At 65.5% G+C, this 23,083-nt stretch carries 16 protein-coding genes; 5 read left to right on the plus strand and 11 right to left on the minus strand.

The window, feature by feature from the left end; translation table 11 throughout:
- Nucleotides 1-86: 86 nt before the first annotated feature.
- From N826_RS19945 to N826_RS19955, 3 genes are all read right to left on the minus strand, one after another.
- Entirely contained in the window at nucleotides 87-995 is a 909-nt protein-coding gene (locus N826_RS19945) for an MBL fold metallo-hydrolase (protein WP_044431743.1), read from the minus strand.
- A complete protein-coding gene (locus N826_RS19950) occupies nucleotides 988-2,034 on the minus strand; it encodes a DUF808 domain-containing protein (protein WP_044431746.1) in 1,047 nt (348 codons plus the stop codon). Before N826_RS19950 ends, N826_RS19945 begins: the two co-directional genes overlap by 8 nt.
- 108 nt (nucleotides 2,035-2,142) lie before the next feature.
- Nucleotides 2,143-2,712 (minus strand): DUF1003 domain-containing protein, encoded by a 570-nt coding sequence (locus N826_RS19955; protein ID WP_044431748.1) that lies wholly within the window; start codon nucleotides 2,710-2,712, stop codon nucleotides 2,143-2,145.
- 180 nt (nucleotides 2,713-2,892) lie between these two features.
- Between N826_RS19955 and N826_RS19960 the strand changes: the two genes are divergently transcribed.
- From N826_RS19960 to N826_RS19970, 3 genes are all read left to right on the plus strand, one after another.
- Nucleotides 2,893-4,371 carry a lipopolysaccharide biosynthesis protein gene (locus N826_RS19960; RefSeq protein ID WP_044431750.1) on the plus strand — a complete coding sequence of 493 codons (1,479 nt, stop codon included), beginning with the start codon at nucleotides 2,893-2,895 and terminating at the stop codon, nucleotides 4,369-4,371.
- A gap of 294 nt (nucleotides 4,372-4,665) precedes the next feature.
- Complete coding sequence (locus tag N826_RS44850) at nucleotides 4,666-9,381, plus strand: carbohydrate-binding domain-containing protein (RefSeq protein WP_044431752.1); 4,716 nt, start codon at nucleotides 4,666-4,668, stop codon at nucleotides 9,379-9,381.
- A gap of 477 nt (nucleotides 9,382-9,858) precedes the next feature.
- Complete coding sequence (locus tag N826_RS19970) at nucleotides 9,859-10,854, plus strand: methyltransferase domain-containing protein (protein ID WP_345769879.1); 996 nt, start codon at nucleotides 9,859-9,861, stop codon at nucleotides 10,852-10,854.
- A gap of 4 nt (nucleotides 10,855-10,858) precedes the next feature.
- Here N826_RS19970 and N826_RS40310 read toward each other — a convergent pair whose 3' ends face one another.
- The 3 genes from N826_RS40310 to N826_RS19985 are packed head-to-tail and all read right to left on the minus strand — an operon-like array spanning nucleotide 10,859 to nucleotide 15,247.
- Nucleotides 10,859-12,748 carry a glycosyltransferase family 2 protein gene (locus N826_RS40310; protein ID WP_052831645.1) on the minus strand — a complete coding sequence of 630 codons (1,890 nt, stop codon included), beginning with the start codon at nucleotides 12,746-12,748 and terminating at the stop codon, nucleotides 10,859-10,861.
- Complete coding sequence (locus tag N826_RS19980; protein ID WP_044431754.1) at nucleotides 12,745-13,884, minus strand: glycosyltransferase family protein; 1,140 nt, start codon at nucleotides 13,882-13,884, stop codon at nucleotides 12,745-12,747. The genes N826_RS40310 and N826_RS19980 overlap by 4 nt, the downstream gene beginning before the upstream one ends.
- A gap of 31 nt (nucleotides 13,885-13,915) precedes the next feature.
- Nucleotides 13,916-15,247, minus strand: a complete 1,332-nt coding sequence (locus N826_RS19985; protein WP_044431755.1) for a putative O-glycosylation ligase, exosortase A system-associated — start codon at nucleotides 15,245-15,247, stop codon at nucleotides 13,916-13,918.
- A gap of 311 nt (nucleotides 15,248-15,558) precedes the next feature.
- Here N826_RS19985 and N826_RS19990 point away from each other — a divergent pair, with 311 nt between their 5' ends.
- Nucleotides 15,559-17,031 (plus strand): glycosyltransferase, encoded by a 1,473-nt coding sequence (locus N826_RS19990; protein WP_147040828.1) that lies wholly within the window; start codon nucleotides 15,559-15,561, stop codon nucleotides 17,029-17,031.
- A 13-nt stretch (nucleotides 17,032-17,044) separates the two neighbouring features.
- Here the strand turns inward: N826_RS19990 and N826_RS19995 are convergent, their stop codons facing one another.
- Entirely contained in the window at nucleotides 17,045-18,778 is a 1,734-nt protein-coding gene (locus N826_RS19995) for a SulP family inorganic anion transporter (RefSeq protein ID WP_044431758.1), read from the minus strand.
- A gap of 235 nt (nucleotides 18,779-19,013) precedes the next feature.
- Between N826_RS19995 and N826_RS40315 the strand changes: the two genes are divergently transcribed.
- Entirely contained in the window at nucleotides 19,014-19,445 is a 432-nt protein-coding gene (locus N826_RS40315) for a PAS domain-containing protein (RefSeq protein ID WP_169789384.1), read from the plus strand.
- A 21-nt stretch (nucleotides 19,446-19,466) separates the two neighbouring features.
- On the opposite strand, the gene N826_RS20005 is transcribed toward N826_RS40315, so the two are convergent.
- The 4 genes from N826_RS20005 to N826_RS40320 all read right to left on the minus strand — a co-directional run bounded on the left by N826_RS20005 (nucleotide 19,467) and on the right by N826_RS40320 (nucleotide 22,788).
- A complete protein-coding gene (locus tag N826_RS20005; RefSeq protein WP_044431761.1) occupies nucleotides 19,467-19,946 on the minus strand; it encodes an anthrone oxygenase family protein in 480 nt (159 codons plus the stop codon).
- 125 nt (nucleotides 19,947-20,071) lie between these two features.
- Complete coding sequence (locus tag N826_RS20010) at nucleotides 20,072-20,347, minus strand: hypothetical protein (protein WP_044431763.1); 276 nt, start codon at nucleotides 20,345-20,347, stop codon at nucleotides 20,072-20,074.
- Nucleotides 20,348-20,474: 127 nt separating this feature from the next.
- Nucleotides 20,475-21,704, minus strand: a complete 1,230-nt coding sequence (locus N826_RS20015) for a hypothetical protein (protein WP_147040830.1) — start codon at nucleotides 21,702-21,704, stop codon at nucleotides 20,475-20,477.
- Nucleotides 21,637-22,788 carry an AAC(3) family N-acetyltransferase gene (locus N826_RS40320; RefSeq protein ID WP_052831654.1) on the minus strand — a complete coding sequence of 384 codons (1,152 nt, stop codon included), beginning with the start codon at nucleotides 22,786-22,788 and terminating at the stop codon, nucleotides 21,637-21,639. Before N826_RS40320 ends, N826_RS20015 begins: the two co-directional genes overlap by 68 nt.
- Nucleotides 22,789-23,083 lie beyond the last annotated feature (295 nt).

The following is a 23,083-nucleotide window of genomic DNA, read 5'->3' on the forward strand; positions in this document are numbered from 1 at the left end:
CCCTGAACTTCCCTCAGAAGCTGTGCACACAAAAGAACGAAGAACCCAACCTTTAAAGGCCGCTGGCATCATTCTTCTGGGAACGACTATTCGCTCTGACGACTCCGGCCCAGGACGTTCTCGACGTTCCGCCGATGGACCTCTTCATAGGGCGGGAACCAGTTGACCGATCCCGCCGCGACATCCTCCGCGATCCAGTCGCGGAGCGGTGCCGCCGCAAGGGCCGGGTCGTCCCGGCAGTTGAGCAGCTTCGCGACATAGCGCCCGGTCGCGTCGATGAAACCGGGACCGTAGCCGCCGGCGGCGATGCCCTGCGGGTCGCCGTGATCGGGCAGTATCCGCTCGACCGGCCACTCCGCCATCCGCCGCAGGCTATCCAGGTGAATCTCCAGCCGGTGCGGCTCCGCGACATAGGTGATGGGGTCTTCCAGCGTATCGCCTGCCAGCATCAACCCGGTTTCCGGCAGCAGCAGGATGGTCCCATCGTGGCTGTGGATGTCGGCATGGCGGAGTTCGACCTCGACCTCGCCGACCTTCAGTCGCATCGATCCCTCGTACGTCGCCGTCGGCATGACCAGCGGCCTGATCGGCGGGTCGCCGGCTTCCATCGTCTCGCGGTTGTCCCGAAGCGCCTTTAGCGTCAGCGCATGCGCGATAATCTCGCAATCGGCGAAGACCTCGTTCCCCGCCACGTGGTCGCGGTGCCAATGGCTCAGCACCACGCGGATACCGGTGACGCCCTGCTGGTCGAGCGTTTTGCGGACGATGCGCGCATGCGCCGGCGAGATGTGGGTGTCGTAGACCAGCGCGTCCGTCCCGCTGACGACCGCATAGGTGCAGACGCCCAGGACATAGGCGCCGTCGTCCAGCCAGTTGGGACCCGCCGACCACGCCCGAGCACCCTCGATCCGGCCGTCGTAGAACGCCAGGATGCCCGGAGCGGGGCGGAGGACCCGGAGCGTCGAGCCAAGGGCGGGAAAACCGGGTTCAGGCATGTTCCTTCTTCGCTCCCCGGAACTTCGCCACCACCGGCATCGCCACGTTATGAACCAGCGGGATCAGCAGCGCTCCGACGATCAGCCCGAAAACTCCCGCGGCGGCAGCCGCGACCAGCCATTCGACGGCGGCGGCCATGGCCGGCAGCGCATGGGCTGCGGCTTCGGCTATCCCGTGGACCGCGTGGCCGATGCCGGACAGGCCGAATTCCTCCAGCCCATGGATGATGATCCCGCCGCCGACCCACAGCATCGCGGCGGTCCCGACCATGGCAAGGACCTTCAGGAAATACGGCATCCCGATCACCAGTCCGCGCCCCAATCCCCTGGTGACGGGGCTTAGCGCGCGGTCGGCTCCACCCGGCTGCGCGCCCGCGGTGTCGCGCATGCCGAGCAGGCTGGAAACGGGGCTGGCGTTCTGGGCCAGGGACAACCCGGCGTCGTCCGCTTTCACGATCAGTGCCACCGCGCCGTAGACGGCCACCGTGATGCCGATACCGACGATGGCCAGTATGAAGGCCTGCATCCAGAACGAGGACGTTTCCTCAGCCACCGTGGACAGGGTGATCGCCATGATCTCGGCCGACAGGATCAAGTCGGTCTGAATGGCGCCCTTGACCCTCCGATCCTCAAGCTCGGCGGGCGTTCCCGCCGCCTGCACCCCGCCCTGGTGATCGTCATGCGGCCAGATCGCCTCATAGACCTTTTCCGCGCCCTCGTAGCACAGGAAGGCTCCTCCCAGCATCAGCAGCGGCGTGATCGCCCAGGGAGCCAGCAGGCTAAGCGCCAGCGCCGCCGGCAGCAGGTACAGCAGCTTGTTCTTGAGGGAGCCGAGCGCGATCTTGCCGACGATCGGGAGTTCCCGGTTGGCGGCAAGTCCCACGACATAGCGTGGCGTGACCGCCGCGTCGTCCACCACGACACCGGCGGCCTTGGCGCCAGCCCTTGCCGCCTGTCCCGCCGCATCGTCCAGGGATGCGGCCGCGATCTTCGCCAATCCGACGACATCGTCGATGAGTGCGATCAATCCTACGCTCAAGGTGAAGAACTCCTGTCAGGCCGCAGCCGGTTTGCCAGCCAGGAAGGCCCGGCACCCGCATCCAACACGCCAATACGGCAAACGGTTTCGCGGCGCCAGAAGGCGCCGTCAGGTTCCGGCGTTCTCCGGGTGTCCCTCTGGCCGTTCCTCCGGTCGTCCCTCTGGCCTTGCTTGTGGCTTTTCGTCCCCTTCCGCCAGCAGCAGCCTGTCCTCCAGCCGCTTCACCATCTGCAACAGCAAGGTCAGCTCCTGTTCCCGCATCAGGTCGATCTTCTGGTGCAGCAGCTCGATCTCCAGCTCGGCCTTGGTATTGACGTCATAGTCGTGCTGGGCGTTGCGCCGGTCGATCGTGCTCTGGCGGTTCTGGCTCATCATGATGATCGGGGCGGTGAAGGCCGCCTGGAATGACAGGACGAGGTTGAGCAGGATGAAGGGATAGGGGTCCCAGGACATGAACCACGCCATGCCGTTGGCGACGATCCACAGGCAAAGCAGCACGGACTGGACCGTGATGAAGGTCCAGGACCCGACATTGCTTGCCACGGCGTCCGCCAGTCGCTCGCCGAAGGCCGGCTGTCCTTCGGGGGGTGGATGCCGCGCCGGTTTCCGCTCCCGCAGCGACACCAGCAGCTTGTGTTCTTCCGCCGACAGGCGAGACTTCAGATCCCTCATCGTCATCGAAACACGTCCTTGACTGAACTTTGGCGTCCGGCCGCAGCGGCCTTGCGGCCCAGCATTACCCCCAAATGCTCGTCCGCGCCGCTATATTCACCCTGGCGGTGCGCTCCGGCGCGGCACTAAGGTCCGCCCCTTCCCGCATCGGTGAATGCCGGGTTTGCCCGTTGCCGGAGAGCCGGATTGTCGAAGACGAGAAGGGCGGTCTATCTCTCCGCCGTCGCGCGCTACAGCGACATGATCGTCCAGTTCGTGTCGGTCATGGTGATCGCCCGTCTCCTGACACCGGAAGAGATCGGCATCTTCTCGATCAGCATCGCCGTCATAGCTCTGGCCCAGACGCTGCGGGAATTCGGGCTGGGCGCCTATGTCGTGCAGGAACGGGAACTCGACCGCGCCCGGATCAGGAGCGCGTTCGGCGTCGCCCTTGTGCTGGCCTGGACGATAGCCCTGCTGATCGTGGTTGCCAGCGGTCCGGTGGCAGACTTCTACGACCGTGACGGCATCCGCGACGTCCTGCTGATCCTGGCGCTGACCTTCCTGATCTCGCCGCTGGGACTGCCGGCGCAGGCGATGCTGATCCGGGAACTTCAGTTCGGCAAGCTCTACCTCGTCCAACTGGTCACGTCCTCGGTGCAGGTGGCGGCCGGCATCACGCTGGCGTTGCTGGGGTTCAGCTATCTCAGCATGGCCTGGGCCTCGCTCGTCGGCGGGCTGGCCGGCATCGCCGTGCTGTCCGTGCTGAAGCCCGACCTCGTCTTCATGATGCCGTCACTGAAGGAATGGCGGCGGATCGCCGCTTTCGGCGGTTTCTCCAGCGGGGCCAACCTTGTCGGCACGATCGGCGTCAACATGGCGGAACTGATCATCGGACGCATGCTAGGGTTCAGCGCCGTCGCCTATTACAGCCGCGCCATGGGCTTGCTGAACATCTTCCGCATGACGGTCCAGGCGACCGTCCTGAGCGTGGCGCTGCCGGCCTTCGCCGACCAGTACCGCGCCGGGATCGATATGAGACCCGATTACGGCAGGGCGGCGGCCCTGATGACCGGGCTGGCATGGCCGTTCTACGGTATGCTGGCCCTGCTGGCCCAGCCGGTGATCCGGCTGCTCTACGGCAGGCAGTGGGACGAGGCGGTGGTCATCGCCCAGATCCTGTGCGTCGGCGGCGCCGTGATGGCGGTGGTGATCCTCGGCGGCCCGCTGCTGACGGCGATCGGGCAGGTGAGGGCGAACCTGTGGCGGGAAATCGCGATCCAGGTCCCCCGCGCCGTCCTGACGCTGGTGGCGGCACTCTACAGCCTGGAGGCGGTCGCGGCGGCGCAGGTCGCGGCCTATCTGGTGGCGCTGATCATCACCCAGGTCTACACCCGCCGCTTCATCGGCTTCGGCGTTGCGGAACTGGTGAGCTTTACATGGCGCAGCCTCGCCCTGACGGCGATAACCGTGGCTGCGGCGTCGGTGCCGCTGGTCCTGCTCGATCCGGTTTCCGCCGATATCGCGAGCGACGCCCTGATCCCATGGCGCTCGCTGCTTTTCCCCGGCCTGTTCGGCACCTGCGGTTGGCTGGCCGGAGCCTTCCTGCTCGACCACCCGATCCGCCGCGAAATCATGGTGGCCGGTGTGGGCATCGCCCGCTGGATGCGCGTCGCCCGCATTTAAAAAGGTCGCCTTTTCCACCTATCTTGTTTTGAAAATCGAACTACTACTTCCACCAAATTCATCGTGAAATACAGCGGCAATCAAAAGCAATGCCAGCCTATGATGAGACATTTTTTGGATTGAATAAGCATATAAGTGAGACATAAGTAAAACTACGGATGCATTACCTGGTATTTCTAGCTGATTTCAAAATACCTTGTCTTTTACACATCATTAATTCATGTGAGATAACCTTGTGAAATCTTGAGCGTACTTATTGCACCGCAGCAAAGATCCCACGCAAGGTTTCCTATCATGACTGCTCAATCAGTCGGCCAGACCCTCGTCGGCACCGGTGGCAACGACACCCTTTCCGGCGGTTCCGCCAATGACGTGATCTGGGGCGACGGGCTTCCGGTCACGGTCACCGATCCCTTCACCCTCCGCATCAAGGCATCGGCCGATCTCTGGCAGGGCGCGCCCAGGATGAAGGTTTGGGCTGACAAAACCTTGCTGGGTGAAGTCGAAGTGTCGGCCGTCCATGCCTCCGGCGATTGGCAGGACTTCACCTTTACCAGGATCGGACTGTCATCCGCCGCAAAGATCCGGATCGAATACATCAACGACGCTTCCGGCGGCTCGGCCGCCAAGGACCGTAACCTCTGGATCGACCAGATTGAGGTCAACGGCACCGTCCTGACGCCAGACCAGTCCATCTACGACCGCGGCACGAAGACGCAGGCCGGCCAGTCCCACATGGTCTGGGGCGGCGCGCTGGTCTTCAACACGGCCGACCTTCCGGCAAACACGCGTCCGGCGTGGCTTCCCGGCGGCGGCAACGATACCCTCTCCGGCGGCGCCGGCGACGACCTGATCTACGGCGGCGTCGGCGGCAACGCCATCGACGGCGGCGCCGGCACCGATACCGCCGGCTACCTCGGCAATCGCGCCGCCTATACCGTCATGGCGGAGACCGACGGCAGCCTGCTGGTCACGGGCGCCGGCTCCAGCGACCGGCTGACCAGCATCGAAAAGCTCCGGTTCGCCGACGGTACCTTCGACCTCAGGCAACTGGTTCCGGTTGCCGGCCCGGATGTCGTCGCCACGCGCGAAAGCACCGACGTCATGGTCGACGTGCTGGCGAACGACACCGTCCCGGCCGGGGCGACCGTGCTGCTGACCGGTGTCGGCAATCCCGCCAACGGGATGGTTACCATCAATGACGACGGTACCCTGACCTATCGACCGAACGATTATTGGAGCGGACGGGATAGTTTCTCCTACAGCCTGAGCGATGGCAAGAACGGCACCACCACCGGTACCGTGACCGTCGAGGTCTCGGCGGTGGCGGACAAACCCCTGCTTTCCGTCGACGGCACTCTCCACGTCGAAGCGAAGTCAACGGAGCCGACACTGGTAGCCTTGGATATTTCCGCCAACCTCGTCGATCTCGACGGTTCCGAGAACCTGTCCGTGATGATCAGCGAGGTCCCCGCCGGGGTGACCTTCACGGCGGGGACGCGTGACGAGAGCGGCAACTGGGTGCTTCAGGCGCCCGATCTGGCCGGCCTCCAGATGATCCTGCCCGCCGCCTTCGCCGACAACTTCACGCTTGCCGTGGCAGCCAGGGCGGTCGAGACCTCCAACTTCAGCCTCGCCTCCACCCATCAGACGGTCGATGTCCAGGTTACCCAAGCGCCGAGCACGGACATCGTCGTCCGCGCCTCGGGCGACAGCTACAAGGGTGCCGCGGTCTTCGGCCTGTGGGTCGACGGGGTCAAGGTCGGCCAGAGCGTTTCGGTCGAGGCGTCCCACAAGGCCGGCCAGTGGCAAGACTTCGCCTTCAGCCTCGCCAAAGGCGTCGATCCGAAAAAGGTTGAGATCCGCTACGAGAACGACGGCGGCGACAGCGGCGGCGACCGCAACCTGTATATCGATTACATCGACGTCAGGGGCAAGCGGCTGGAGCCCAGCGCAGGGCAGTACGAGCGCACCGGCAAGTCCACGCTGACCGGCCAGGAAGCCCTGCTGTGGGCCGGCAAGCTGGTCTTCAACACCGCAGTCACCGACGCTCCGCCGCCTTCGTCGGGCGGCAGCACGGGCGGCGGTACCGGCACGTCCACAATCACCGTCAAGGCGTCGGGCGACATCGCCGGCGGCATCCCGCCCCAGTTCGACCTTTATGTCGGCGGGCAGAAGGTCGGCGGCACCGTCTCGGTCACGGCGTCGCATGCGACCGGCCAGTGGCAGACCATCACGTTCAAGGCGCCGTCCGACACCACGGCGCACAGCCGGATCGAACTGCGCTACACCAACGATAAGGCATCGGGCGGCGACCGCAACCTGTTCGTCGACTACATCGAAGTCAACGGCACCCGGATCGAGGCCGAAACCGCGACATATGTCCGGCCGGGGATGACGACCATCACCGGCACCCAGGCCATGAACTGGGCCGGCAACCTGATCTTCAACGGCCCTGCCGCTCCCATCGTGCCGGCCGTGATCGAGGTCAAGGCTCCCGGCGCGGTGCTGAAGGCCCCCGACCTGCCGGATGCGGTCAAGGCCGGCGAAATCGTCGCCCTCCAGTTCGAAAACGTCACGGGCAAGGCCCAGGCCGCCGGCGAAATCACCTTCGGCCATGTCTTCAAGCAGGGCGATCTGGCCCACGGCAAATATCTGGTCGCGATCATCGACGGGCGCGAAGTGCCGGTCCAGCTGGACGTCAAGGCGACCAACGAGGACGGCTCGGTCCGCCATGCCCTGCTGACCATCGCGCAACCGTCCCTGGCAGCCGGCGCCACCGTCAACCTGATGCTGAAGGTGGTGGACCATCCGCCGGCGGGGACCGCCATCAAGGCGGCGGATATCCTAGCCCATGGCTACGACGTCGATATCAACCTGTCCCTCAAGAATGCCGACGGCACCGTCACCAAGTTCACCGTCGACGCCGCCGCCGAACTGGCCCATGCCGCCGCCAACGGCACCCTGAAGACCTGGATCAGCGGTCCGCTCGCCAGCGAGTTCCGGGTCGTGAAGGCGATCAACGACCACCTGAACGTCACGCTCGACATCCGTGCCTTCAAGGACGGCAGCGTCCGGACCGACGTCATCATGGGCGTCGAATCTTCCTACAAGCCAGGCATGCAGAGCTTCTACAACTACGACATCCAGGTGCTCGACCACGGCAACATCGCTTACGCCAAAGCCAACATCGCGCATTACCGCAACACCACCTGGCACAAGGAAGTCTGGTCCGGCGGGCAGCCCGACATCCATGTCGTCTATGACGTGGCCTATCTGGAGCAGACCGGCGCCGTCGCCTCGATCGACAGTTCCATGGGCGTGCTCGCCGGCACCGTCGGCATGCCCGCCGGCGCCAATACCGATCCCATGGGCAACGCCCTGATCTACAAGAAGATGTCCGATGTCGGCGGACGCTCCGATATCGGCATCATGCCGGCCTGGCATGCCCGCTATCTGGCGAGCCAGGACGCCACCGCCCTGAAGACCATGCTTGCCAATGCCGACGCCAGCGGCAGCATTCCGTGGCACTACCGGGACGAGGCGACCGGCGAATACCTGCGGATCGACCAGCATCCGAAGCTCTGGATGGACGGCCGCACCAACTGGGCGGAGTTCGGCGCCGACGGACTGACCAACGGCTTCGCCAAGGGCACGGCGGCCGGCTGGGAAATGGACACCGCGCACCAGCCCGCCCTCAACTACCTCCCGTATCTGGTCACTGGGTCGCAGTACTACCTGGACGGCCTGATGGCTCAAAGCTCCTACAGCATCGCCTCCTACGCCCCCCACTATCGGGGCTGGGACGACGGCTTCATCGATTTCGACCAAGTGCGCGGCCGGGCCTGGACGTGGCGCAACATGAGCGACAGCGCCTTCATCGCGCCCGACGACAGCGATTTGAAGACCTATTTCAACGACATGCTCGAAAACAACATGGACGCCCTGGTGAAGCGCTACATCACTAACGGCGCGATGGACAAGTACGGCCAGATCGAGGGCTTCTTCCGCCATGACATGTGGCCCGACGGCGACCTGCTGGTCTGGCAGAGCGACTTCGTGGCGATGGTCCTCGGTTCGATCGCGGAGCGCGGCAATACCCAGGCGGTCGAACTGCTGAAGTGGATGGACAACTTCACCTCCGGCCGCTTTATCCACGGCGACGACGGCTTCGATCCGCGCTTCGGCGCCGCCTATATGCTGAAGGTGAACTCGACCGGCAACGGTCCCGTCTACACGACCTGGGCCGACTTCTTCAAAGGCAGCTTCGGCACCTCGCCGACGGTCCCGGCCGAAGGCATCATGGGCACGCCGACTTCCCCCTACGGCTACGCCGCCAACGCCAAGGCGGCGGTCGCCTCGATCTTCAGCGCCACCCAGTCGCCCGACGCGATGGAGGCCTTCGGCTTCCTGGCGAAGTCCATCGTGCAGGCCAAGGGCGCCGTGTCCTTCTACGGCGATCCGACCTGGAACATCGCGCCCAAGCTGTCCGACGGTACCCACCTCAATTTCGACAGCATCCGCATCACCAGTTCGTCCGGCAACCAGACGCTGAACGGGTCGGACATAAACGAGCTGATCCACGGATCAAGCGGCAACGACACCATCAGTGGCGGCAAGGGCATCGACATCCTGTTCGGCGGCGACGGCGACGACGGTCTGAACGGCGGCCCCGGCGACGACTTCCTCTATGGCGGCAACGGCAACGACCGGATCTCCGGCGGCGGCGGCAACGACTACCTGAAGGGCAACGCCGGCAGCGACATCTTCGTCTTCGGCGCAGACGCCGGGGGCCGCGACCGGATCGGCGACTTCCGTCCCGGTACCGACTTCCTGGAGATCAAATCAGACCTCAACGGCAATGGCCTGAAGTTCGCCTCGCAGGTCCTGGGAACAGCCACCACCGATGCCGACAGCAACGCCGTCCTGCACTTGGGCGGCGGGGTCGAGATCGTCCTGATCGGCGTCCATGCGTCCGACCTGAAGGCCGACATGATCCACATGAACTGACCGGCCGGAATCTAATGGGGGAGGAGAGGGGGAGCCGGGCGGCACAAGGACGCCCGGCTCGCGAGGTCAGGAGCTTTGACCCGACCAAAGTACGCGAACGTACCGTAGCACTATTGAAGCTCCTGCCTCAACTCGTGGCGGACCCAGCATCCCCTACAGGAGCCAAGCTCTACCTGACCGTAATGAAAACGCATCTGCGCCGACTTTTTAACAACAGTTTTGGGGTGGCTTGTGGTGTTTGGATAAAACTTATGCGAGATTGCCAGCCCGCATAGTTGTATCAGAGCCCGACATCGACGCGCTGGCAGGCCGGGACGTTCCGGCCTTAGTGCTACCGTGCCTGAACGATGACGTCATACCCCACCTGAGCACGCGCCAACCTCGGCAACCATCGGGTAGTTTCAGGGGGAGGCTACCGTTTCCAGCCAAGGTGTCATGACTGCCGAATCACTGCTCCGGCCTTCCGCTCCATCTGACATGACACAGTCAGCGACCGGCCTCGTTTGCCCGCGGTGCCGCTCCGCTCTGGTTGTATCGGCCGATGCTTCGCACCTCGTCTGCTCCGGGGCCGCCTGCGGCCGCATGTTTCCGGTGGTTGACGGCACGCCCGTTCTGATCAACGACGAGAACAGCGTCTTCGCAATTGCCGATTTTACAAAATCGCGCAAGAGCGCCGGCATTTCGGTCGATACCATCAGGCTGAGGGGCGAAGCTCCGGCATCGACCGACCGTCTGCGCGCGGCGCTCCGCCGGGCCGCCGAGCGCCTGATCTACTTTTCGGTCAATGCGTCTGACTGGAGTTCGGAGAAGTCGGTCGAGTATGTCGCCGAGGCTCTGCCTGCCGCCCGCATCCTGGTGGTCGGAGCCGGCGACAAGCGATACCCCGATCTCCCCAATGTCCGCTACACCTATACCGACGTCATCTTGGGGGAGGGGGCCGACTATGTCTGCGACCTCCACGACCTGCCGTTCCCCGATGAAAGCTTCGATGCGGTCATCGCGGTTGCCGTGCTCGAGCATGTCGCCGACCCGTTCCGCTGCGCATCCGAAATCGCCCGCGTGCTCCGGCCCGGCGGCTACGTCTATTCGGTGACTCCCTTCATGCAGCAGGTTCACATGGGCCGCTACGATTTCACTCGCTTCACCTTCCTGGGCCACCGCCGCCTGTTCCGGCACTTCACCCAGGTCAAGGCCGGCATGGCGCTGGGGCCGGCGGGAGCGCTGGCATGGTCGCTGGAGTATTTCTGCCTCAGCTTCTTCTCCAGATCGGCCACCCGGAAATATGTCCGCGTCGCAGTGAAGCTGGCGACCGCGCCGATCAAGTATTTCGACCGCATCCTGGCCCGCCGCGAAGGCGCCCTGGACGCCGCCGGCGGTGTCTACTTCTTCGGAACCAAGGCCGACCGGCCGATCTCCGACCGCGAGTTGCTGAAGTTCTATCGGGGCAGAGACGTCGTCTACGATCAGGAGTAGCCGATCACAGCCCCGATGGGTTCTCGCCGTTGACCACGCCGCGTCCGGCCGATACCACGGCACGGCCGATCTCGAAGCGGGACAGGCCGTGGCGCAGCAGCCATCCCAGCATTTCCAGCAGGCGCCGCTCCCGTGCCGCGCGGGTCAGCAGGATACGGGCGGCCCAGTAGCGGCGGCCTTCCAGGATCGGTCGAAGGCGGGCTTGCCGGGGGTGGCCGTCCAGCCAGCGGATGACGCGGCTCATCGCCTCGATGTTGTCCATCATGCGCGGCAGCACCATCGCGTCCTCGCGCGACAGGCTGGTCGGGATATTGGCGATCACTGTGTCGGGCTCGCTGGAAAAACCGATACGGCGGGCTGCCGTGACCGCCCGCCAGAACAGTTCGTAGTCCTCGCAGGTCCGCAGATCGGTCGGGAACAGGCTGTCCAAGCGGTCCAGCAGGGTGCTGCGGATCGCGACGCTCGACGTCTTGATGTGCCAGCCGCCCATCAGCGCCGCCGGATCGCAGCGCTGCTCGACCGTCAGCACCGGTTCCGGCACGCCGCCGGCGGCCAGTTCGAAATCATGGACGCAGCGCGAGTGGATGAAGTCTACCGCACCGTCCGCCGCGATCAGGGCGGCGGCAGCCTCCAGCTTGCCCGGCAGCCACGTGTCGTCCGAGTCCAGCAAGGCGACCCAGTCGCCCTCCGCTGCCCGAATGCCCCGGTTGCGCGCCGCCGCCGCTCCCTGGTTAGCCTGACGCAGGTAGCGCACGGGCATGCCGTCCCGGATCAGCTCTTCCACCACCTGGGCGGTATCGTCGGTCGACCCATCGTCGACCACGACGATCTCATGCGCCGGATATGTCTGGTCGTGGACGGAGCGTATCGCCTCCGCCAGATGCCCCGCCCGGTTATGGGTCGGGATCACGACGCTGAACCGGGGTGCTTCGCCGGTCACCGGCGGCGGCGGGCGCAGTTCCACAACGGTGCTCGACGGCGCCTCGTCCTGCTTCACCGCCAGCGCTCCGCGCAGCCGGCTGACATCCCAGCGCAGCCGGAACCGCTCCCGCTCGGTACCGCGGAGGCTTGCCCTCATCAGGCCGATTTGTTTTTCACCCCACTGGCGGACGATCCAGCGCGGATAGCCGAACAATCGGGCATCGCGGCTGCCTCCTGCCGCCAGTTGCTGCAAGCGCTCACCCCGCCCATAGCGGTAGGCGCGGCGCAGGATCCATTGCTGCGTCATGCTCGCGGCACCGATCTGGTGCTCCACGACGGGCGCCGGGCTGTGGGCACAGCGGAAGCCCAGGCTCTCCAACCGCAAGGTGAATTCCGTCTCGCTGCCCATCGCGTAGGCCATGGTTCCATCGGGACCGATCCGTTCGTCGAACCTGTGACCCGCATCGAATACCCGGCGCCGCACCGCCATGTTCGGCCCCCAGACGCAGCCGGCCCGGATCGGTCCTTCCGTCCAGGCCGGATCGGTCGCGGCGTAGACCGGTCCCAGCGGCACCTCGCCCAGCAGCCAGTCCGGCGGCTCCATTCCCCAGCGCGGCACGATCCGCCCGCCGAAGATGTCGAACTCCGGCAGCCGGTCCGCCGCCGCCGCCCAGGCGGTCAGCCAGTCGCCGGCTGCCACGATATCGTCGTCGGTCAGCACCACCAGGTCGCCTTCGACGGCTTCCAGCCCCCGGTTGAGCGCCCGGTTCTTGCCCTTGGCCGGCTCCGTCAGCACCGTCAGGGGCAACCGCCCGGCGGCCGAGCGCAGCAGGTCGCCGCTGCCGTCCGTGCTGCCGTTGTCGACCGCCACCAGTTTCCAGCCCCCCGGAGGCGGGACGAGCCTGGTGAGCGAATCCAGCATCTCCGGCAGCGTATCCGCGCCGTTGAAGGTGGAAAACAGAACCGTGATCATGAACCCAGCGCCATCCTCAGATCGTCTTTCAGCCGGTCCGCCAGACGAGGCGCCCGCGCTTCCCGCATCGTCTCCACCTGGTCCCTGTAGCGGACCCGGTTCCATAACCCGCTGCGGATCAACTCGGCCATCTCCTCCGCGTTGCGGCAGAGATGGCCGATATCGCCGAACCGGTCGAACAGGTCGCGGAAGATCGGCAGGTCGAAGGCCAGGATCGGACGCGCCAGCGCCAGCGCGTCGGCTAGGACCCCGCTGGGCGAGTAGCGGTAGTGTTCGGCCCCGTAGGGCATGCAGACGTAGTGCATTTCCGCCAGCCGCTCGACATAATCGGCACGCCCGACCTTGCCAGCCGCAAGCGGCTTCGTCGCCAGCACGTCCAGGTCTTCGCCTGCCATGTCCGCTCCCAGCCGGCCGACCGCGTGGAACTCCGTCTTAGGTCCCGCCGCGCGGCGCGCGATGTCCAGGAACGAGCCGAAGCCCTTCTCCGCCGAGGCAGCACCCATGAAGCCGATGCGGACAGGTGTTTCCAGGTCCCCGCGACCCTCCAACGAGGCCTCGACCGAACTGACCGGATGGGGCAGCAGCCGGACGTCGAGCGGGTTCAGCCGGGGCAGGGTTGCCAGCAACTCGCCCCGGATCGCCGGTTCCATCACGAAATAGCGGACCGGCAGCCGGCTCGGCAGGCCCATCGCCGTGCGGAGATCGGTCAGCCGCGTGAGCGGATTGCGGGACCTCCAGGACCACAGCACGGTCAGGTTGCCGTGAAGCACGATATGGACGCTCCGGACACTCGTCCGAAGGCCGCGAACCTTCAGCGCGGCGATAAGCGACGGGCAGGAACTTGCTAGGATCAGGTGCGATCCGGCCGCCTCTTCCAGCAACCGGCCGACGAAGCCGGAGTCCTGTTTCAACCGCGCCTTGAAGCCGGCATCGCGCGGCGGCAGCCGGGTCTCGCGGAACTCCACCCGGGCGCCGTCCTTCGGATCGATCAGCGCCCGGATCAGCGCGATGTGCCCGGCCTCTCCCCAGAACCGCACGCGCTCGCCGGGGAAGGCGCGCACCACGGTTTCGAGCAAGCCGGTATTTACCGGAACGTGCTCGTCGCCCCAGATGATCGGTTCGGTGACGGTGATCATGTCTGTGTTCGGCCGGGGTTCCGCAGTGTCGTCAATTTGCCGGGACCGAGGCGGACGCCGGGGCAGGCGCCTCCGCCGGCCGCAGGAAGCCCCCGCGCCTGACCCGGCCCGCCGGCTGTACCGCCGCCCGCTCCGCCTTGACCAGGATCTCCCGTACCAGCGCCACGATCACGACGGACAGGAAGAACACCGAGTAATAGGCCATCGACAGCGCGGCCCCGGCGACGAAATAGCTGATGAAGCTGACCTGCATCATCCGCCCGAGATGCCACGCCCACTCGAATTCCGGCTTTCCCTTGCTCAGGCGGATGATCGACCGGGTGTTCAGCCATCCGACCACGCCGATACCTAGGAAGATCATCAGCCCGATCGGTCCCTGGTCGCCCAGCACCTGGAAATAGATGCTGTGCGCCGCCCGCTGCGGCCTGCCCGGAACGTATTTGTGGAAGACGGCGCCGACCTCGGTCGTCGCAAGGCCTCCGCCCAGCAGGGGCCGGTCCTTCGCGACCCGCATCGCGTAGTTCCAGGCGTCGAACCGTCCCTGGACGGAGTCGTCCTTCTGGTAGTTCTCGATCGTGCCGATCCTGTCCTTCCAACTTGCGGGCATCAGCGAGACGGCCGGGACGAAGCAGGCCAGCAGCAGGACCATGGTCATCAGCTTGCCGGACGAGCGCAGCCAGAACACGAGGGCCGTCACGCTCAGCGCCAGGAAGCCGCCGCGCGAATAGCTGCCGATCACCGAGATGATGGTCAGCGCCATCGCCATCATCAGGCCGATCTTGATCAATCGGTTGGCGGTCGTGACCCGCAGGTAGTTCATCATCGGGATGATCATGCAGCAGGCCAGCGCCAGATGGTTGCGGTCCTCGATGATCGATTCCGGCGGACCCAGCACGGTATAGGCGCCGCCATTGGCGATGGTGAAGCCGCCGCCCTTGACCCCGAAATAGCCGATCGACAGCACCGTGATCCAGATCAGCGCCTGGATGCGGACCTGGGTGCGCATAACAGCCATCACAGCCAACGCGAAGACGAGGTTCTTGATATGCAGGTCCCAGTGAAACCAGGAATTCGCCGGCGCCAGCGACGTCATCGTCGTCAGCGTCATCCAGGCCATGAACAGCATGATCATGACGGTGGCGGAGTTCATCGGCAGTCGCTTCGGTTCCCGCGACACGACCCAGGCGATGAAGGTGATGACGACGATGATCAGGTTGAGCTGAAGCGTGTAGGTGAAATCCCAGGTCAGCCGGTGCGGGCTCATGATCGCGATCCAGGCCCATGTCAGCACCCCTATCGAAGGCATCGTCAGGGACAGTACCGCAAGGACCAGAAAGACCATGAACAAAATGAGGGAGCGCATTCAGTCCCCGCCTGCCGGAATCAACATAATCTATACAATTCGCGGGAAAGATTATCGAATGTTCGGACTTGAGCCGCAACACTGCGGTCATTTACGATGTTCAGACCCGTAAGGGTCAATTCGAAACTGGAAGTACGCCCATTTCGCCCAGGCGGCCCCATTTGACTTTTTGCATCGGGATATATGGGGTGTGTTTCATGCCGCATGGCAATATCCTGGGACCTTCCCGTCACCAGCCCCGGGCTGGCAGGCGGGTGTTGTGGACTCTCAAGGGATCAGGCCTGAAGTAATCGGGGCCGAAAGGACTAAGGTTGACTGGGTTTGCTTCTTCGACGATCGATCAGGCCAGGGCATCGCGGCCAGGATCTCCCGCCGAGCGGCCGGAGGGCGCCGAGGCCATGAAGGTGCTGATCCTGTCCTGGTATTTCCCGCCGTCCAATACCATCGGTGCGATCCGGGTCGGCAAGCTCGCCAAGTACCTGATGCGCCGCAATGTCGACGTGCGGGTCGTGACCGCGCGCGAGCCCGACCTGTCGAAGACGCTGCCGCTGGAAATCCCGGCGGACCGGGTAACCTGGACCCGCGCTGTCGACGTCAACCGCCCGATCGACATCGTCGGCAACCTGCGCAACCGCCTGCTGCGCCGTGCCCCCAAGCCGGGCGGCGGGGCGGCGCCGGGAGCATCGTCCGGTGGGTCGGGCGGCGGACGCGGCTCCCTGGTGGGCCGGGTGCTCTCGACCGTCAGCGATTACTACCTCAACCTGTCCAACCTGCCGGACCGCTATGTCGGCTGGCTGCCTTGGGCTATCGCGGGAGCCAGGCGCACCTGCCGCGACTGGAAGCCCGACCTGATCTACGTCACCGGCCCGCCCTTCACCGCCTTCCTTGCCGGCCATCACCTCAGCCGCAAGCTGGGCGTTCCCTGGATCGCCGAGTTCCGCGACCGCTGGGCCGACGATCCCTATTTCGAAGCGCCGGACTGGCGCATGGCGCTGCTCGACCGGATGGAGCGCCGGGTCGCCGGCAGCGCCAGCGGCATCGTCACCGTGTCGGAACCCTGGAGCGCGTTCTACCGCGCCAAGTACGGCAAGCCGGTCGCGACGATCTACAACGGCTACGACCCGCAGGACTTCCCGCTCCAGCCGGATCCGCCGCCTGCTACGCCGCCGTCATCCGGATCGTCGCCCGACCTGACCATCACCTATGCCGGCGTCCTCTATTCCGGCCGCCGCGACCCGTCCGCGCTGTTCGAGGCGCTGGCCCTGCTGGGGCCGGAGCGCCAACGGATCCGGATCGAGTTCTACGGCAGCGACCCCGGCCTCGTCATGCCGCCGGCCGAGAAGGCCGGCGTCGGCGACCGGGTGACCGTCCACCCCGCCGTCCCCTACAAGCAGTCGCTCGAGATCCAGCGCCGGTCCGACGTGCTGCTGCTGCTGCAATGGAACAACCCGCGCGAGCAGGGCAACGTGCCCGCGAAGCTGTTCGAGTATTTCGGCGTGCTCCGCCCGATCCTCGGCATCGGGCTGGAGGACGGCGTTCCCGCCCGACTGATCCGCGAACGGCAAGCTGGCTTCTTCTCCAACGATCCGGAAGCGATCGCGGGCCAGCTCCGCCGCTGGCTGGCGGCCAAGGACGCCGCCGGAGGCAGGCTGCCCGGACTTCCGCCGGCGGCGCGCGAGGGGCTTTCGCGCGATATCCAGTTCGAGCGCCTGCTAGACTTTTGCATCGAGGTGACCGAGCCGGTGGCGGCGCGGCGCGTCAGTAACTGCGGCGCCCCAACCTGAGGGGCTGGTAACCTCAAGCCTCGACCGCGGCTGTTGCGATCCGGGGGCCGCCTGGCTTGGCATGAGCATCCCTGATCGCGTCGGCTACCGTGGTGCGGAACTTTACCCGCGGTCGCCGCACGCCGTGGGTCAGCAGCGCGCGGAGGACCTGCTTCCGCGCTCCGGCGATATAGACCGCCGCACCCTTGCCGTGCGCCTTGCGCACGAAGCCTTCGATCGTGATGGCGGCTGTAGAGTCCAGCATCGGGACCTCCGAGACGTCGAGCACATAGGCCTTGGGATGTTCCGCCAACTGGTCGAGCACCGAGCCGACCGTGGCCGCCGCCCCGAAGAAGAAGGCGCCCGAGATCCGGTAGACCATCACGTCGGGGTCGCTCGCCATGCCGGCGTCGTAGGGCAGGCGGGCGTCGGCGCCCACCGCATCGGCCCGATCCTCCTCCTGGCTGGGCCGGCCGCTCTCGATCTCGACCGCCTGAGCCATGCGGTGCAGGAACAGCAGCGCGCCGATGCCGAACCCGACCACGATGCCTTCCGTCAGGTCGCGGAAAACGACCAGCAGGAACGTCGCCATCAGCACCACGGCATCCCCGCGCGAGGCCCGCAGCAGCGTTGCGAACTCGTGCTTTTCCGCCATGTTCCAGGCCACCACGGCCAGCACGGCGGCCAACGCCGACAGCGGGATGAAGCTGGCCAGCGGGGCCGCCACGAGCATGAACAGAAGCAGGAAGACCGCGTGCAGCATGCCGGCGACCGGACCCCGCGCGGCCGATCGGACATTGGTCGCGGTGCGCGCGATGGTCCCCGTGACGCAGATCCCGCCGAACAGCGGGGAGGCTATGTTCGCGACGCCCTGCGCCACCAGTTCGCAGTTCGACCGGTGGCGCCGCCCGCTCATGCTGTCGGCGACCACGGCCGACAACAGGCTCTCAATGGCGCCCAGCAGCGCGAAGGCCACGGCGTCCGGCAGGACGGCAAGCGCCTTGTCGGCCGAGAAGGTTGGAAGTTCCGGCAGCGGCAATGAGTTCGGGATGCCGCCGAACCGGGTGCCGATCGTCTCGACCGGCAGGCCCAGGACCCAGCTTGCCACCGCCGCGGCCCCGACCGCGATCAGCAGGGCCGGCCAATGCGGCCGGGTGCGCCGGACCGTCAGGATCAGCCCGACCGTGATCAGCGTGACGGCCGCCGCCGCGACGTTGATCGTCGGCAGCGCCTCCGCCAGAGCCAGGACCTTGGGGACGATGGCGCCCGGCTCTTTGCCCTCGAGGGTAAGGCCCAGCAACTCCTTGAGCTGGCTGGCGAAGATGATGACGGCGATCCCGGCCGTGAACCCGATCGTCACGGGGTAGGGGATGTATTTGATATACGTCCCCAGCCGGAGATAGCCGATCGCCATCAGGAACACTCCGGACATCATGGTGGCGAGCAGCAGCCCGTCCACCCCATGCCGTTCGACCGTGGCCGCCACCAGCACGATGAAGGCGCCGGCGGGGCCGCCGATCTGGAACCGGCTTCCGCCCAGCAGCGACACCAGGAAGCCGCCGACGATGGCGGCAAAAAGCCCGCGGTCCGGCGTGACGCCGGAGGCGATCGCGATCGCCATCGACAGCGGCAGGGCCACGATGGCGACGGTCAGTCCGGCGATGGCGTCGGCTCGAAGATCCAGGAGCCCGTAGCCTTCGCGCAGGATGGTGACGAGCTTAGGAGTGAAAAGTTCCGCGAAGGTGGGTTCGGCGGACCGGACGGCCATGGTAGTGCTTTCTTCTGCCGCTCTGTCGAGGTTCTTATGAAAAAGGACATAGAATCAGATATATCTGCCGCGACCTCCGATGTCTATTACATCGATTGCGGTTAAAATTCGGTGTGTCGTCATCGCCGTCAGCTACTTGGCGGACGTTGCCGCCGTCGATGCGATCATTGGACGCTTTTTCGCCGCGGAGGGTACGAGTGGCCGGACAGAACGCTGAGAACGACGGGTGATGGACATGGAAAGTCTTCTTCAAGACGCTCGCGCGTATTGGGAAAGCAAGAAAGCGGGACGGCCGATGCCGGCCCGCCGAGACCTCGACCCACTCCTGGAGGTTCCGCACCTTGCCCCATGGATCGTACTGGTCGATGTCTTCCAGGACCCGCTGGACTTCAAGTTCAGGCTGGTCGGCTCCGGTGTCGTGGACAGGTCTCAGGGCAATCACACGGGCAAGCTGTTTTCCCAAATGCCCGGGTTCGGGCCGGGAAACTATCTTTGGACCCACCGGGCCGCCGTCGTCGAATCGAGACTCCCCATCAGATCCGAACCGCCCTATGTCGGCCGGGTGCGCGCCGTGCGCGGCGTCGCCGACATCCACCTTCCCCTGTCCGACGACGGCATGACGGTGAACATGATCTTCACCGTCGTCGCTTTCGACACCGCCGAGTGAAGGCGTCCCTCCGGGCCGCCGTCAGCGCAAGGCGGCCATCAGAAGCGCCGCGGCGGCACCGCCCGCTACCGTCCGCACATGGTTCCAGCCCGTCCATTCGACTAGGTAACGCTGCCAGAGGCGCTCTCCTTCGGTACCGTGCGGATCGATGCGGGCCAGCTTCTCGTTACGCGGGACGTTGAACACGGCCGTCACCGCGACCACTCCCAGCAGATACGTCCCGCTCCCGGCTAGCAGCCATCCGGCACGCTCCCCGGCCCATCCGCCGAAAGCCGTCAGCGCAAGCGCCAGACATGCCGCCGCCGTCCCGAACAGCGCTCCCATGAACAATGGCGTGACCGCGACCCTGTTGATCGACCGCATCGCCGCCATTCCCTCCACTGCCGGCAATCGCCCGAGCGCGGTCATCACGAAGGAGGAGAATGCGAAGAACACGCCGCCGACGACTCCACATCCGAGTGCCGTCGCGCCGATCAACCCGGCAAGGATCCCCTCGCTCATCCGCTCCCTCCGGATAGAAAAGATAGCAGATTTTCGAAGGATCGAATGTTCAAGGGCGGTTGATCGCAGACGTTTCTGCGATCAACCGCCCTTGAACATTAGCCCTTAAAAGGCCGCCATCCGGATCACTGCTTCGTCTGGTCGCTCGCAGCGCCGTTCTGTGAATTGGCGTGCTGCTGGTTCTCCTGCTCTTTCTTGTCGGCCTTCTTGTTGGCTTCATGGTGGCCGACGGCGCAGCCTGCGGCGGCGCCTGCCACTCCATGTCCCGAACCGACCATGTGGCCTGCCACGCCGCCGACGGCGGCGCCCTTCAGGCAGCCTTTTGCCTCCGCCGTATCGGGCATCGTCAGGACGCCGCCAAGGATCGCCGCCGTTGCGGCTATTGCCAGAATTGTTTTCATCGGTATTTTCCCTTCCATAAGAGACTGTCAGGAAAACACCGGACGCCGGCAAGCGTCACCACAGTAAGATCGCATTTATGCTAACATGAAAAAGTTTTCATGATGGCACTTTCTTTGGGACGTCCAATCACCGGGCCGTCAGCTTTCGCTCCAGTTCATTGGAGTCGATGAAGAACTTGGCCGCCCAATTGAGGTACTCGAAGGTGCCGTAGTCGCCATCCACCGGAAAGCTGCCCTGGACGCCGCCGCGCGTGTCGGTCGGCCCCTCAACGGCGACCGTCCTGCGGACGAAGCCGTTGACCCGTTTCGCCGCTTCCAGCCATCGGGCATCGCCGGTGTCCTGGTACAGCAGCAGCCAGCAATGGGCGATCTGGACCGACCCGGTCAGGCAGACCCAGTCGACGGCCGGCTTCCACCCGGCATTCAGCCTGCCGGGCAGGCGTCCGGTTCCCCGTTCGTCAAGGCACCCGAGCAGTCCTTCGGCCAGCTTCGTCCCGGCCTCCAGGAAGGCAGGATCGCGCGAGAACCGCCATGCTTCCAGAATGCCCCGCAGGGCGTAGCCCAGCGTGTGGGTCAGCGGCTGGTGCGGCTCCTCCAGGCAACAATCCGCCATCCAGCCGTTCGGCTGCTGGCGGCCGACGGCCCAGCGGACCTGCGCCAGCGCCGCATCTCCCCAGGTACGCGACGGGTCGAGCCGAGCGGCTTCCAGCAGCCCCCAGGCCACATGAGTCTCGTAGCTCTTGTCGTTCCGGCTGGCGAAGGGTGTCGGAAAGCGCCGCCAGCAGCCGTCCTCGTCCTGGCTCCCGGCCAGCCAGTCGGCGGCCCTGGTCATCGCCGGACGATAGGCATCGCCGAACTCCGCCACGCCGGCGGCCAGCCCGAGCAGGATCTGGCCCGTGTTGAACGTCACCGGGACCCGAGGCTCCTGGCCGATCGTTCCGCCCTGGAAACCACCGTCGGGGAACTGGATCGACACCAGCCAGTCAAGCATCCGGCGTGCCCGTTCCAGCAGTGCCGGATCGTTACGCAGCCGGCCCTGTTCGATCATCGTCGGGACGATATAGCCCGTCGTCTCCGGATACGAGGCGGACCAGCCGCTGACGAGGCTGTAGTGCCGCGCCACGCCGCCGTCCCGCGTCGCCGAGTTGTCCTGTGCCTGTCCCAGCCAGTCGAGTGCCGCCGCCACGGTCGCGTCGATCCCCGGATCGGCGACCGCGTCCAGGCCGTCGCGGTCGCGCCGGACCGCCGCCTTAGCTGCCGCCGGCAGCCGCTGGAAATCGGCCAGCTTCTTAAGCGGACGCAGCCTGTCTTTTACCGCTCGAGGCAGCATGCTGGGCAGAAGATCTTGTACCGGCACCGAAACCATCCTTTTCGTTCGCCAAAAATCCGCGACCGGCGCTGGCCGACTCGGCAGGGTCGCGGTAGATCGTGACACCCTGGACCATCAGGCATTCCAGGCAGGTGAACATATCCGCCGCCCGGATAACCCAGGCCTTGCCCTCGCCAACCGAAATCCACCGCAGGCCGCCGTCACGCTCGAGATAGCGGGTGACGTAATCCCGCACGCCGGTTCCGGTCGGCTTGTCGATTCGGTCGGCGGACACGACGGACGAATGGGCCATGACGGCCACCTTCAGGCGCTCGCCGCCCCAGCCCGTCACCTCGCGCACGACAGGGCTGTCGGGGGTATAGACGGGGAAGGGGAAGCTGTCGCCGCACAGGTCTTCCAGCACATGGTAGAAGGTGACCGGACCCAGGTCGGTGCCCAGGCCCATGATGTAGCCGTCCGCCTCGAGCACCCGCCCCAGCGGCGAATCGGCGTCGAACGCGAATGGCGACCGATGATGGTCAGCCACAAGCCAGTCGGCGCGGGCGCCCAGCGCTACGACGGAGTGGGTCGGGTGGATGCTTCGGCGGCTGCGCTTGTCGCGGCGCAGCGTCTCGGCGATCTTGCCCATGCCGGTCGGAGTTTCCCGTACGTCGAAGTCCGGACCGGACTTCAGCGTCTCGTACATCGAGCCGGTCATCGTGAAGGCCGGCATCGCCAGCGTGCCGCCGCGCGCCACCACGACGCTCTCCAATGCCGCCAGGACGGTGGCAGCGCCCCCTTCGACGAAACCCAGCTTCGACAGCGAGCTGTGGACGAACACGACGGCGCCGTCCGGTAGCCCGGCCCGGGCAAGATCGTTTTCCAGGTCGCGCCGGCCGATCGCGGCACGTCCGGCGGCATGGCGGCGCTCGGACCGGCGGGCCAGCCCTGCTTCGATCAGCGCGAACCCGCCGGAGGCGATGGCGGCATTGACCGCCCGCTTGACGCCGGGCGGCAGAAGCCGGCTGGCGGCCTGCAGTACGGGAGCCGGAATGGCGGCCTCGATCATCCGATGGACGCGCTTGCGGTTCTCAGGCGGCGGTGCGGCGGTCCCGCTATGGTTCGCTGCCATGGTATTCCTCCGTTGGTCCCCGTGACGGTGGTCGGTTCTGCACTTCCGGTAAAAGCGTGTGGGCAGGTCTTAGGTTCAACAAAAGAATAAATGCTATGCTTTTATGATGTCATCAGGAGGGTGCTGGAACCGGAATGCACCATCAATGACGCCAATGGTGAGGTGGATACTTCATATGGATTGTTGCATGACAGGCACTGAATTCGAGAAAACTTAGCCGCAATGTCATCGGGCGGTGCCAACGCTACTACTTGGGTGTGGCGGCGCCGCCGCTTATGCTGTTGAGTCGGTTCGG

Source organism: Skermanella aerolata KACC 11604, assembly GCF_000936425.1.
In the GTDB taxonomy this organism is placed as follows: domain Bacteria; phylum Pseudomonadota; class Alphaproteobacteria; order Azospirillales; family Azospirillaceae; genus Skermanella; species Skermanella aerolata.

Coding starts and splice junctions, on each gene's coding strand:
- N826_RS19945 (WP_044431743.1), bottom strand. CDS start 995: ATGCCTGAACCCGGTTTTCCCGCCCTTGGCTCGACGCTCCGGGTCCTC.
- N826_RS19955 (WP_044431748.1), bottom strand. CDS start 2,712: ATGACGATGAGGGATCTGAAGTCTCGCCTGTCGGCGGAAGAACACAAG.
- N826_RS44850 (WP_044431752.1), top strand. CDS start 4,666: ATGACTGCTCAATCAGTCGGCCAGACCCTCGTCGGCACCGGTGGCAAC.
- N826_RS19970 (WP_345769879.1), top strand. CDS start 9,859: ATGACACAGTCAGCGACCGGCCTCGTTTGCCCGCGGTGCCGCTCCGCT.
- N826_RS40310 (WP_052831645.1), bottom strand. CDS start 12,748: ATGATCACGGTTCTGTTTTCCACCTTCAACGGCGCGGATACGCTGCCG.
- N826_RS19980 (WP_044431754.1), bottom strand. CDS start 13,884: ATGATCACCGTCACCGAACCGATCATCTGGGGCGACGAGCACGTTCCG.
- N826_RS19985 (WP_044431755.1), bottom strand. CDS start 15,247: ATGCGCTCCCTCATTTTGTTCATGGTCTTTCTGGTCCTTGCGGTACTG.
- N826_RS19995 (WP_044431758.1), bottom strand. CDS start 18,778: ATGGCCGTCCGGTCCGCCGAACCCACCTTCGCGGAACTTTTCACTCCT.
- N826_RS40315 (WP_169789384.1), top strand. CDS start 19,014: ATGGAAAGTCTTCTTCAAGACGCTCGCGCGTATTGGGAAAGCAAGAAA.
- N826_RS20005 (WP_044431761.1), bottom strand. CDS start 19,946: ATGAGCGAGGGGATCCTTGCCGGGTTGATCGGCGCGACGGCACTCGGA.
- N826_RS20010 (WP_044431763.1), bottom strand. CDS start 20,347: ATGAAAACAATTCTGGCAATAGCCGCAACGGCGGCGATCCTTGGCGGC.
- N826_RS40320 (WP_052831654.1), bottom strand. CDS start 22,788: ATGGCAGCGAACCATAGCGGGACCGCCGCACCGCCGCCTGAGAACCGC.